13 protein-coding genes are annotated in these 12163 nt (G+C 41.1%); 11 read left to right on the top strand and 2 right to left on the bottom strand.

Annotated elements, in window-relative coordinates; translation table 11 throughout:
• Positions 1-3 precede the first annotated feature (3 nt).
• The 9 genes from ffh to rplS all read left to right on the top strand — a co-directional run bounded on the left by ffh (position 4) and on the right by rplS (position 6712).
• The gene (gene ffh / locus ACSYTJ_RS03820; RefSeq protein ID WP_491719537.1) at positions 4-1461 is read left to right on the top strand and encodes a signal recognition particle protein; all 1458 of its coding nucleotides are present in this window, start codon (positions 4-6) and stop codon (positions 1459-1461) included.
• 59 nt (positions 1462-1520) lie between these two features.
• A complete protein-coding gene (locus ACSYTJ_RS03815) occupies positions 1521-2663 on the top strand; it encodes an ATP-binding protein (protein WP_491719536.1) in 1143 nt (380 codons plus the stop codon).
• 15 nt (positions 2664-2678) lie between these two features.
• Positions 2679-3932, top strand: coding sequence for a vWA domain-containing protein (locus tag ACSYTJ_RS03810; RefSeq protein ID WP_491719535.1), 1254 nt, complete (start codon positions 2679-2681; stop codon positions 3930-3932).
• A gap of 16 nt (positions 3933-3948) precedes the next feature.
• Positions 3949-4242, top strand: coding sequence for a hypothetical protein (locus tag ACSYTJ_RS03805; protein ID WP_491719534.1), 294 nt, complete (start codon positions 3949-3951; stop codon positions 4240-4242).
• 100 nt (positions 4243-4342) lie between these two features.
• A complete protein-coding gene (gene rpsP / locus ACSYTJ_RS03800) occupies positions 4343-4618 on the top strand; it encodes a 30S ribosomal protein S16 (RefSeq protein ID WP_491716299.1) in 276 nt (91 codons plus the stop codon).
• 10 nt (positions 4619-4628) lie between these two features.
• Positions 4629-4880 carry a KH domain-containing protein gene (locus ACSYTJ_RS03795; protein WP_491716298.1) on the top strand — a complete coding sequence of 84 codons (252 nt, stop codon included), beginning with the start codon at positions 4629-4631 and terminating at the stop codon, positions 4878-4880.
• Positions 4881-4951: 71 nt separating this feature from the next.
• Positions 4952-5467 carry a ribosome maturation factor RimM gene (gene rimM / locus ACSYTJ_RS03790; RefSeq protein WP_491720130.1) on the top strand — a complete coding sequence of 172 codons (516 nt, stop codon included), beginning with the start codon at positions 4952-4954 and terminating at the stop codon, positions 5465-5467.
• Complete coding sequence (gene trmD, locus ACSYTJ_RS03785) at positions 5467-6231, top strand: tRNA (guanosine(37)-N1)-methyltransferase TrmD (protein WP_491719533.1); 765 nt, start codon at positions 5467-5469, stop codon at positions 6229-6231. Before rimM ends, trmD begins: the two co-directional genes overlap by 1 nt.
• Before the next feature lie 121 nt (positions 6232-6352).
• Positions 6353-6712 carry a 50S ribosomal protein L19 gene (rplS, locus tag ACSYTJ_RS03780; RefSeq protein WP_491716296.1) on the top strand — a complete coding sequence of 120 codons (360 nt, stop codon included), beginning with the start codon at positions 6353-6355 and terminating at the stop codon, positions 6710-6712.
• 56 nt (positions 6713-6768) lie between these two features.
• Here the strand turns inward: rplS and ACSYTJ_RS03775 are convergent, their stop codons facing one another.
• Complete coding sequence (locus ACSYTJ_RS03775; RefSeq protein WP_491719532.1) at positions 6769-8199, bottom strand: C69 family dipeptidase; 1431 nt, start codon at positions 8197-8199, stop codon at positions 6769-6771.
• A gap of 167 nt (positions 8200-8366) precedes the next feature.
• On the opposite strand from ACSYTJ_RS03775, the gene glpK reads away from it, so the two are divergent.
• The gene (gene glpK, locus ACSYTJ_RS03770; RefSeq protein WP_491719531.1) at positions 8367-9878 is read left to right on the top strand and encodes a glycerol kinase GlpK; all 1512 of its coding nucleotides are present in this window, start codon (positions 8367-8369) and stop codon (positions 9876-9878) included.
• Here glpK and ACSYTJ_RS03765 read toward each other — a convergent pair.
• Positions 9871-10689: a Cof-type HAD-IIB family hydrolase gene (locus tag ACSYTJ_RS03765; RefSeq protein WP_491719530.1), complete on the bottom strand. Its 819-nt coding sequence runs from the start codon at positions 10687-10689 to the stop codon at positions 9871-9873. The genes glpK and ACSYTJ_RS03765 overlap by 8 nt on opposite strands.
• Positions 10690-10778: 89 nt before the next feature.
• On the opposite strand from ACSYTJ_RS03765, the gene ACSYTJ_RS03760 reads away from it, so the two are divergent.
• Entirely contained in the window at positions 10779-12131 is a 1353-nt protein-coding gene (locus tag ACSYTJ_RS03760) for an RsmB/NOP family class I SAM-dependent RNA methyltransferase (RefSeq protein WP_491719529.1), read from the top strand.
• Positions 12132-12163: the final 32 nt, after the last annotated feature.

Below are 12163 nucleotides of genomic sequence, written 5' to 3'. Positions count from 1 at the left end.
ATAATGGCATTTGAAGGTTTAACTGAACGACTCCAAAAAGCCATGCGAAATTTACGGGGCAAGGGTAAAGTTAGCGAATCTGACTTAAGAGCAACCATGCGTGAAATTAGATTGGCGCTATTAGAAGCCGATGTTAATTTTGGCGTGGTTCGGTCATTCGTTAAAAAAGTCCAAGCACGTGCTAAGGGTGCGGATGTTTTAGAGGGATTGAACCCCGCTCAACAGATCGTTAAAATCGTTGATGAAGAATTAACGAAGATGATGGGTGAGACGGCAGTTCCCCTTAATAAATCTGATAAAATACCGACCGTGATCATGATGGCTGGTTTGCAAGGGGCCGGGAAAACGACGACAGCCGGTAAGTTGGCCCTTAAATTAAAGGATGAACAAAAAGCCCGTCCGTTAATGATTGCAGCTGATATATATCGACCAGCTGCCATTGACCAATTACAACAGGTTGGTCAACAAGTTGACGTGCCAGTCTTTGCAATGGGGACCGATGTTGATCCGCGTGAAATTGTTGAAAAGGGAATGGCACAGGCCAAGGAAAATCATAATGACTATGTGATTATTGATACCGCTGGTCGCTTGCAGATCGATGAAAAACTAATGGATGAGTTAAAGGACATCAAGGAAATGGTGCATCCCGATGAAATTCTATTAGTGGTAGATGCGATGACTGGTCAAAACGCCGTTGAAACTGCCGAAGGTTTCAATGATGCATTAGACGTGACCGGGGTCGTATTGACGAAGTTAGATGGTGATACCCGTGGTGGAGCTGCATTGTCCATTCGGGCCGTGACCGACAAACCGATTAAATTCGTTGGACAGGGTGAAAAGCTAACCGATCTAGATGTTTTCCACCCTGATCGAATGGCTTCACGGATTCTTGGGATGGGTGATATCCTTTCGTTGATCGAAAAGACCCAAAAGGATTATGATCAAAAGCAAGCCGAAGAGATGGCTGAAAAGATGCGTGAGAACACCTTTGACTTTAACGACTTCTTGGATCAGATGAAGCAGATTCAAAAGATGGGGCCCCTAGAAGACATCATGAAGATGATTCCAGGGATGGCGAATAACCCAGCTTTAAAAAACGTTAATATGGATCCAAAGGATATTGCACACATTGAAGCGGTGATTTATTCAATGACTGCTAAGGAACGTGAAGATCCAGATTTGTTGAATCCATCCAGACGTAGAAGAATTGCAAGGGGGTCAGGGAGACCGATTCAAGAGGTTAACCGCATGATCAAGCAGTTCAATTCGATGAAGAAAATGATGAATAAGATGTCGAACGGTAACATGTCCGGGATGGAAAACATGATGCAAGGCCTTGGTGGCAATATGCCCGGGATGGGTGGCGGCATCGGTGGCAAACTGTCTAACCTTGCTATGAAACGAATGGCACGTAAAATTAAAAAGAACAAGAAACGCCGCAATAAGAAGCGGAAAAAGTAATTTAAAAAGTCATTACCGCTTACCTGTGGAATGGCTTTTTAATTTGGGAGGGACTTAAAATGGCTTTAAACTACCAACAAGTATTAATGGCTGCTAATGTAGTGATCAAGGCGGGGAACGTCCCGAACATTGTCGGTGAAGCTGGAATTGGTAAGTCAGCATTGGTGGCTGATTTAGCAAGCCAAAATGGTGCTCGATTATTTACGACCGTTGTCAGTTTATCTGAAAAGGGTGACCTAGCGATCCCAGTCCCACCGCTGACCAGTGATTCATTTATTGAGACGCAAGCCTACGGAAAATTAGCTGACGTTCAATTCGGTTATGCTCACCAGTTGATCGAGATCATCCAATTTGCGGAAAAGCACCCCACACAGCCCATCTATTGGTTCTTAGATGAATTCAATCGGGGTAGCCAAGGCGTTCAAAGTGAATTGATGAACTTGGTGTTGCAACGCTCGATCAATAGTTTACGCCTGCCTGATCAAGTCCACATTATCATTGCTGAAAATCCAGATGCAACCATGAGTGGTTTTTCAGATAGTGAATATCAAGTATTCGGTGGTGACGATGCCATCAAGGATCGGACCGTTCGCCTGGTAATGAAAACCGATATTAACGATTGGCTAAATTGGGCGCAATCAGATGCGCACATCCACCCACTGATTATTAGTTATTTAAAACAACATCCGACGATGCTCAGTACTAAAATCAGTGGGGATGATCTTTTTCCAACACCCAGAGCATGGGAGCGTCTGTCTAATAATTACTTTGAGCTATTGAAACTGCCCGTTGAACAAAGGCAGTTAATTCAACTAGATATTTTTGCTGGTGATATTGGTAATCAGGCTGCCGTAGCACTTCATGAATTTTTAAGCCAAAGCGATCGAAGCGTTATCGCTGATCAGTTGTTTGAAATTGAATTGCCAGCCGCGCTTCAGCAGTTTATTAATTTAGATCAAGTAGCGCGGGTGAATGTCCTTAAGGTAGCGATTCAAAGGCATTTAAAGCTAACTAGTGATTTTGTGAAGCGGCTCCTTAGATTAATGGAAGACGTTAATCCAGATGGTCAATATGCTTGTTGCTTAGCATTGGTCGATAATCCAGAGCAAATTGAGCAGTTGTATCAGGGAGCTAAGGCCGATCGAATCGGTTATCAAGCATTGTATCGACAAATTGAGCAAGTCGGTTTTGATAACCTTTAGTGGGGGGTGAGTGCAATGCAAGTAGCCAATCGCTTAGCTGCCTTACAAAACAATGCAGACGATGCAGAAAATCAGATCGATCTCATTATTAGTGGGCAGTTGATTCAAATCCTTAAAACCACGCGGTACTATGGTGAATTATTATTACAGCTCCCCAGGAGGTTCGATGGTGCTTTTCAGGGGGCCATCGGCATTACTTGGTCCGTCGATCGAATTGTTATTATGATCAACCCCGATCGGTTTTGCAAGGCCAACTTCACGGCTGATCAATTAGACTTGGTATTAAAGCAAATTGCTTTGCACCTAACATTTGCCCACCCTCTGATGTATCCACGGGTGAACCAGTTGAACCAATTGGCATGCGATCTTGTCATTGATCAATACCTCAATGATCGATTATTAGCACAGGTAAATTTTCAATTCGGATTGAATCTACACGATCAAATGGGTTCGCATTACTATTTGACCCAATTAGCACGAATTAAACCTAGCAATCAGCAGTCATCGCAAAGGCAAGTAGCTGCGCTAATGCAAAAGCGTCGCCAAAAATATGATGCCCATTCTGGTTGGCAAGCATTCAATGAGCAAGAACGGGCTTTACAACGAGGCCAGTTGAAACAAATGGTAAATCGCGCTTGGCGACAGACACCGACTAAGCAACGTGGCACCATGCCTGGAAACGTAGTTGCAGCGATCGATCATGACGCTAAGGCCCCTAAGATAAAAGATTGGCGCCATTTATTACAAGTGGGGTTAGGGATGCTGCCATTTGAAAAGCAGGATTCAAGGGCCCGCTTTAATCGGCGGCAGGGATACCGAATGGAACTAGCTGGTCAAATCAGCAATACGATCAGAAGGATTAATATCTTTGTCGATAATTCTGGTTCGATGGGCGACCAAGAAATTAGTCGGTTGTTAAATGAAATTAGCCGATTTTTGAACCAAACAGCGGCCCTAGTGACCATTTATAGTTTTGATTCGGTAGTTCATTTTAAATCCAGTTACCATGCTAATAATGGTCATCAGATTAAATATCAACGAAATGGCGGCGGTGGAACGAGCTTTCAAGCGATATTTGATTTTATGAATTCACAACGTAATAAGTTTAATGATACTTTAACCATCATCATGACGGACGGTCATGGAGAGAAGTCGATCAACGTCCATGACTTTAACAATATCGTGTGGATTTTAACCACGTCAGTAAATGAGTTTTCGCTCCGAAATTCATTTCCAGGACGAATGATTTCAATTGATTCAAAACGATAGTTGAGGAGGGGTTTCAATGCAATTATTAGATCCAACAACATTAAAATCATTATTTAATGGTGATCAAAAGATTAAACGTGCATTTTATTTGCTAACCGACCAATGGCAATTAGTTGATGATGATAACCCGTTTATGCCTAATCAGATCACACCAGAGATCGTTGGGCTTGCCAAGCAGTTGTTATCGACAGAGTTGATCGATGCTAAGGTTGACTTTAACGATTATCAATCGGTCCAAGCCTTTATTATGCGTAATAATAGCTATATCGATTCGGCGGCTAAGGCAAGCCTTTTGGGTCGTTTCGAATGATGAGTTGAAAAAAATCAGTGGTGTAAAGAAAAAAACCTTTACATCTTGTTGAATTACTGATATATTATTATTTGTTAAAAGAAATATAGGAGGTGTTTGAATGTCAGTTAAAATCCGTTTAAGAAGAATGGGTTCAAAGAAGCGTCCTTTCTACCGTGTCGTTGTCGCAGACTCAAGAAGTCCTCGTGATGGTCGTTTCATCCAAATCGTTGGTACTTATAACCCACTTACTCAACCATCACAAGTTAAGCTTGAAGAAGACGATATCTTGAGTTGGTTAGGTAAAGGAGCACAACCTTCAGATACTGTTCGGAACTTATTATCAAACGCAGGTATCATGAAGAAATACCACGAATCAAAATCCACTAAGAAATAAGTGATTAGTAATGACGACTAATTTTGACAAGTTAATTAAAACAATCGTTAAACCTCTGGTGGAACATCCAGATGATATTACTATTCAGCATAATGAGACTGACCGGTTTTATGAATATCATTTACAAACCAACCCTAAGGACGTGGGAAGAATCATCGGTAAAAAGGGCCACATTGCCCAGACGATTCGGACCATTGTCTACAGTGTCCGTGTTAATGGTAATAAACGGGTTAGATTGATTATTGAAGATGGTCAAAAATAAGGCTCTTAAATAAAACCACTGGTTTTATTTAAGAGTTTTTTTAGTTCAATTATAGAAGGCAGGTAATTATCATTTCATACTATAACATTGGTAAAATCGTAAATACCCAAGGAATTCGTGGCGAAGTACGGGTCATTTCAACGACCGACTTTCCAGAAAATCGCTTTGTTGTCGGCAATCAAGTGACCGCATTTTTGGCAAACGGGAAGCAAGTGGAATTAACGATCGATAAGGTTCGGACACAAAAGAACTTTGTCATCCTGCATTTTAAGGGGTTGGATTCGATCAATGATATCGAATTTTTAAAACCATCCACACTTAAAATTACTGATGCTCAATTATCAGCAGATGACCTAGCAGAGGGTGAGTATTATTATCACCAAATTTTGGGCTTAGCCGTATATGACTTAGCTGATAATTATTTGGGTAAAATCACTGATATTATGGATACCGCAGCAAACGATGTTTGGATCGTTACCCGCGAAAATGGTAAAGAGTTACTTTTACCAAAAATAAACGACGTAATTAAAAAAGTTGATTTAGACCAACAACGAGTAACCATTGATTTATTGGAGGGCTTAGAATAATGAGAATTGACGTGCTTAGCATTTTTCCGCACATGTTCGATGGTCCAATGAAGGAATCGATCGTGGGTAAAGCCATTGAAAAGGGTATTTTAGACGTGCATGTGACTGATTTTCGTGATTATTCCACCAATAAACACCATAATGTTGATGACTATCCATTTGGTGGTGGTGCTGGAATGTTATTACAGGCCCAACCTGTATTAGATGCATTTGCGGCGACCCAAGCAGCTGCTAAAAAAGATGCTCATTCTACTGGGCGAGTGATTTTAATGGATCCTGCTGGCAAACAATTTGATCAAGCAGTGGCTGAAGACCTCTCCAAAGAAGACCATCTTACTTTCATTTGTGGCCATTATGAAGGATACGATGAACGCATCAAGACCGTAGTTACCGATGAATATTCAATGGGTGATTTTATCCTGACTGGTGGCGAGCTGCCAGCAATGACGATTATCGATGCAACATCCCGCTTATTGCCAGATGTTTTAGGAAATCAGGAGTCCGCTCCTGGCGATTCCTTTTCAACGGGGTTATTGGAATATCCCCAATACACCAGACCAGCTGATTTTAGGGGGATGAAAGTTCCAGACGTATTGATTAGTGGAAATCATCAAAAGATTGCTGAATGGAAGCAAAAAGAGGCTTTAAGAAAGACGTTATTAAGACGGCCAGATTTAATTGATTATGCAAAGTTAACCGCTGAACAAAAAAGGTTATTAGCTGAGGTCAAAATAGAAGAATATCCAGACCCAGATTATGATTAATCGCCTTTACAATCATTACGGTCTGTGATAATATTATTTTTGTTGTATTTAACACCAATTAAAACGGTATTCCGCTGTTAGAACCTTTGACATGAATGCTAGTTGAAAGGAAGATATATTTATGCGTCAAAATAGTTTAATCGAAAAGATCAATGCTGATCAATTAAAATCTGATGTACCAGATTTTCGTGCAGGGGACACTGTTCGTGTTCACGTTAAGGTTGTTGAAGGAGACCGTGAAAGAATCCAATTATTCACTGGTGTTGTAATCAAACGCCGTGGAGCAGGTATCCAAGCTACTTACACCGTTCGTAAGACTTCAAGTGGTGTGGGTGTGGAAAGAATTTTCCCACTTCACTCACCACGAGTTGAAAAGATCGAAGTGCTTAGATTAGGTCGGGTTCGTCGTGCTAAGCTTTACTACTTACGTGAACTTAGTGGTAAGTCTGCTAGAATCCCAGCAACTCGTCGCAAACGTTAATTTAAAAATTAAACAAAATAACCACCAACTCATTTTAGTTGGTGGTTATTTTTGTATTATAGATTTAAATCTTGTTTATAATTTAACGGTGAAAAATCAGTAGATGCTGAGATTAAGTGATTGTTCAATTCGCGATAAGCATCTAAAGCAAGGTTAGCAGCCTGGTTACTAATATCGGTAGCCACTGTTCTCGCTTCTAAATCAGAAAGGTTCACAGCTTGGCTATCCGCTTGATTAATTAATTGGCGATATTTAATTGAGAGCGATTCTTGGGTGGCTTGTAATAGATCGTTTAATTCTAGGTAATGTGGATCGACTAATACGCCCGCCAATTTAAATATCCAGTATGCTGATTTAGCATCATAATCTTGCGCCCCCACTAGGTATTCATCGGGGACCTTCGTAATCCCACTCATAAATGGGACGTACGTACTTTGGGCAGCAACCCCCATTGCTAACCAGTGAATGTTACCAATCGCATTTGGGAGGTTAGGTCGTAATTGAAGGATGTGCGACTCTTGCGTCTTAGCTAAACTGATTGGGCGGTAACGGGTTTTATCCTCTTTAGAGCCACTCCCAATTGGATCGAATGGGGTTTCTTGGAAATGCGAACTTAAATAGGCTTTGGCATCGTCAACCGATAACTTTTTGGCAGGTTTGCGTAACAATGGCATTGTTTGGCTTTCTGGAGATTGTTCAATTTCTGGATTAAACATCTTTTGGCCATACCAAACACGTGGGGTATTGTAGTGGGCATCGGATTGACTATGGGTACCGAAGATGTTTCTAAAATTGAATTGGCCATTTATATCTGGATTGAGGTGGTTATTATCAACAAATTGTTGAATGCCCTTTGACCACATGAAGTTTTCAGAATCAGCAAAGTTAATCGTCTGAATAGCCATTTGATTTGAGATCACTGCGTAACAATCATCTGGAATTTTAATTGCGACCCAGTGATGCCCAGAGCCTGTTTCCATATACCATGCTTCATCACTATCTGCAAATAAGATTCCATTGCTTTCACTAGTCCCATACTTTTCAACGATCGTTCCTAATCGATTAACCCCTTGGCGTGCAGTCTTCACATATGGTAAAACCACGGTAATCATTGCCTCTTCACTGATACCATCTTTTTCAAGCGGGTCATAGCCAAGGACGGTAGCGTTGGCGTAGGTACTTTCGGTCGCACTCATCGCAACGCCATATTCATTGAAACCGTCTTCTTCAAACAGTCCGTACTTATCCGTCCATTCGGGAGTGGATTCATATTGGTAACGGGTGGTTGGGAGTGGCATCTTAAAACCATTATCACCGGATTCAAATTGTTGAGGGGTGGAGAAATGCTTCCGTTCAAAAATTTTTAAATGTTTAGGCCAAGATGATTTGGCATCTTCATTGCGACCAATCATGATCGAACCATCAATACTAGCTTTTTTACCGATTAAAATACTGGTACATGCTGAATAATATGGAATTGAATTCATGCTACAAGATCCTTTCTATTTGTCAATTTCATTTGGTTAATAATTATAGCACATTTAAATTGATTCTTATTTTTTATAAATTTTAATGATTGCTCAATATCAAAGAACCGTAATGAAATCATGGTATAATATGACATATTAAAGATTTTACGAATGGAGTAATTGGATTGAAGAATCAACAATATATCATGTCGATTGATGCTGGGACCACTAGCGTACGGGCAATCATTTTTGATCACCATGGTCATATTTTACAAAAGGCCCAGCGAGAATTTAAACAGTATTTTCCAAAGCCAGGATGGGTCGAACACAATGCCAATGAAATCTGGAGTGCTGTTCAGACCGTTATCTCAGAGGCCTTGATTTCAGCGGAAATCCCGCCCTATAAAATTCAAGGGATTGGCATTACGAACCAACGCGAAACAACTGTGATTTGGGATCGGCGGACTGGCAAACCAGTTTATAATGCAATCGTTTGGCAATCAAAACAAACCAGTCAAATTGCGGATGAATTAAAAAAGGCGGGTTACACGGACTTAATTCACCAGAAAACGGGATTAGTGATCGATTCCTACTTCTCAGCTACGAAAATTAAGTGGATCTTGGATAACGTTGCAGGAGTTCGAAAACGGGCTGAAAATGGGGATTTATACTTTGGAACCATTGATACTTGGTTGCTTTGGAAATTGACCAGTGGGCATGTTCATGCAACTGATTACTCCAATGCCAGTCGGACGATGCTATTCAATATCCATGATTTAAAATGGGATTCCGAAATTTTACGGTTACTTGACATCCCATCGTCATTGCTTCCAACGGTGCAACCATCTTCACACAATTTTGGATACACCTCTAATTTCACTTTTTCGGGGGTTCAAGTACCGATTACTGGAATTGCTGGTGACCAGCAAGCCGCATTATTTGGCCAATTAGCGTTAGAACCAGGAATGGTTAAGAATACATACGGGACGGGAGCGTTCATTGTTATGAATACGGGGCTTAAGCCCACCATTTCTGATAAAGGGTTGCTAACCACGATCGCCTATGGAGTTGACGGTAAGGTCAATTACGCCCTGGAGGGAAGTATTTTTGTGGCAGGTTCTGCGATTCAGTGGTTGCGAGATGGGATGCGCATCATTCAGCATGCTTCTGAAACCGAGCAAATGGCTGAATCAGCAGCGGACAATGGAGTGTACGTGGTCCCAGCCTTTACGGGGCTAGGTGCTCCATACTGGAACCAAAATACCCGTGGCGCAGTGTTTGGACTAACGCGGGGGACAAGTCGTGAGCAGTTTGTACGGGCCACGCTTGATTCATTAGCATATCAAACTAAGGATGTCATTAATACGATGGCTGCTGATACTCAGCTGAAGCTAAAGGCGTTGCGGGTCGATGGTGGGGCTGCCAATAATGATTACCTCATGCAATTTCAAGCTGACATTTTAGATATTCCGATTCAACGGTCCTCAATTTCTGAAACCACAGCACTCGGGGTGGCATATTTAGCTGGATTATGCGTTAATTACTGGCATGATATTGATGAAATTAAGATGACTGTTGGAAAGTTCACTGCTTTTCAGCCGAAAATGAATCAGATAACTCGTGATAAATGCTATCAAGGCTGGCAACGTGCTGTTCAAGCTGCCCAGTTATTCGGGGACACACCAAGGACTAATTAAATGTTGAGGAAAGGTATCTAGCGACACCATTTTGTTCGTTACTGTATTCTGTGATAATGTCAGAAATCGACTTGACGGAATCCACCGCGTTTTTCATGGCGACCTTAGTACCAGCAGCCCTGAGTAGTGGTAAGTCGTTTACTTGATCGCCAATTGCGATAATATCACGGCTATCAATGTTAAAGCATTTAGCAAGGTGGTTGATGCCATATCCCTTATCAACGCCACTGCGTTTGATTTCAAAGATGGAAAGTGGTCCGCCCCAGTGAGCGATTTCAACTTGGTTGCCGTAGTGATCGGCAATGAATGCTTCTAATTGAGGTAACTTTGTAACATCATAATCAATTGCCATGTCAACGGGATTAACAGTGAGATTATTTTTATTCAAGATCTGATCAGCCTCAACATGATTTGGAAAGAATCCACATGAGACCTTAAAGAGTTCATCGCTTGCGGGACGACTAGCTAACATCGAATTTTGATCTTCTGCAACGATAATATTGATGCCAAGTTCGTCTTTATGGGCTAATAGATCTAAAACGATATGACGATCAACGGAGAATTCGTATTCACCACTCCAGGCATAATCAGGAACGATGCCTAAACTCCCGTTAAAGTTAATCATAGGGGTCTTAAGGTTTAATTTGCGATATGCGGGCAAGGCTAATCTTGTTGAGCGGCCAGTGACAATACTTACAATGTGGCCCATTTTAATTACTTTTTGAACGGCCTGAACGGTGGAATCAGTAACTTCTGAATTATTATTTAATGTGGTGCCATCTAAATCAAGTGCAATTAGTTTTCGGTTCATCTTTTTCATCCTATACAATTATTTTTTAAACAAATTATCACTTATTATTCATTAGTTTGTCAATTATTAAGCAAGGAGGCGTTATTGTTTTGCAATTGCCTGAACAATTTAAATTAAAATATGAAAAATTATTAGGGGATCAGGCCAAGGCTTTTTTTCAAAGCTTTGAACAACCTGTCCACCATGCATTTCGAATCAATCCGCTTAAACAACATCGGCCTAAAGAAGAGGAATTAGTTGATCCAGTTCCGTATTGTAAATGGGGCTATTATGGGAAGGTCAATGGAAAATCCGTTGACCATCAAAGCGGAGCTGTTTATAGTCAAGAACCCAGTGCAATGTATGTAGGGGAAGTGGCCGCCCCAAAGCATGGGATGAAGGTATTGGATCTTTGTGCTGCTCCTGGTGGGAAATCAACGCATTTAGCTAGTTTTTTGGACAACACTGGTTTATTGGTTTCCAACGAAATTAATTATAAACGAGCTAAGATTTTAGTGGAAAATTTAGAGCGTTTTGGGGCGCAAAATACAATGATCTTAAATGAAGACCCACAAACGTTGCGGAAGCACTTTCCTGCTTATTTCGATCAAGTTGTAGTCGATGCTCCTTGTTCTGGGGAGGGGATGTTTCATAAGGATCCAGATGCCATTAATTATTGGAATCGCGATTATCCTAGTGAATGTGCAGTTCGGCAACGTGATATTTTAACCGATGCAATTCAGATGCTTAAGCCAGGTGGTGAGTTAATTTATTCTACCTGTACCTTTGCACCAGAAGAAGATGAGCAAATTATTGCTTGGCTCCTTGCTGAATATCCATTTGAAATGGTTGCAATTAAGAAATACGATGGAATGGTCGATGCAAAACCGCAATGGGCAGATGGCAATCCAGAAATTGCAAAGGCGGTCCGACTGTTCCCACATCTCTTTAAGGGTGAAGGCCACTTTATTGCTAAGTTGCGATTGACAAGGGGGCTGAAAGAACCTAGTAAGATCAAGTATGAACGGGGCAATCTAACTGCTGAACAAAAACAACTTTGGTCCGCATTTGTGAAATCCAATATCAAGACTTTTCCCAAAACAGATTTAATTTGTTTTGGCGATCAATTGTACACGTTAAATGCTGAAACGCCTATTTTAAAGGGGTTAAAGGTAATGCGGCCAGGCTTATTATTAGGAACGTTCAAAAAGAAACGGTTTGAACCTAGCTACGCGTTGGCCCTAGCGATTCAACCGCGGGACATGCAAAAAGCGGTAGTGATTGACCATGCAAAATGGGGGGATTATGTTCACGGCGACACGATCAAGGTTGCTAATGACGCTGTTATGACTAAGGGATGGTATCAATTGATCTGTGATGATCAAGCAGTCGCATTTGGTAAGAACGTTAATGGGACGATTAAGAACTTTTTCCCCAAGGGATTACGGTTTTTGGTTAAATAGTCAATTAACGATAATTATATAAGTATGATTAA

Source organism: Nicoliella sp. ESL1113 (assembly GCF_058509245.1).
The sequence above is the reverse complement of the archived record's forward strand: the minus strand, read 5'-3'. Positions and strand labels throughout refer to the sequence as shown.

Coding starts and splice junctions, on each gene's coding strand:
- rplS (WP_491716296.1), top strand. CDS start 6,353: ATGCGTCAAAATAGTTTAATCGAAAAGATCAATGCTGATCAATTAAAA.
- rpsP (WP_491716299.1), top strand. CDS start 4,343: ATGTCAGTTAAAATCCGTTTAAGAAGAATGGGTTCAAAGAAGCGTCCT.
- ACSYTJ_RS03810 (WP_491719535.1), top strand. CDS start 2,679: ATGCAAGTAGCCAATCGCTTAGCTGCCTTACAAAACAATGCAGACGAT.
- ffh (WP_491719537.1), top strand. CDS start 4: ATGGCATTTGAAGGTTTAACTGAACGACTCCAAAAAGCCATGCGAAAT.
- ACSYTJ_RS03815 (WP_491719536.1), top strand. CDS start 1,521: ATGGCTTTAAACTACCAACAAGTATTAATGGCTGCTAATGTAGTGATC.
- ACSYTJ_RS03775 (WP_491719532.1), bottom strand. CDS start 8,199: ATGAATTCAATTCCATATTATTCAGCATGTACCAGTATTTTAATCGGT.
- ACSYTJ_RS03805 (WP_491719534.1), top strand. CDS start 3,949: ATGCAATTATTAGATCCAACAACATTAAAATCATTATTTAATGGTGAT.
- ACSYTJ_RS03795 (WP_491716298.1), top strand. CDS start 4,629: ATGACGACTAATTTTGACAAGTTAATTAAAACAATCGTTAAACCTCTG.
- trmD (WP_491719533.1), top strand. CDS start 5,467: ATGAGAATTGACGTGCTTAGCATTTTTCCGCACATGTTCGATGGTCCA.
- ACSYTJ_RS03765 (WP_491719530.1), bottom strand. CDS start 10,689: ATGAACCGAAAACTAATTGCACTTGATTTAGATGGCACCACATTAAAT.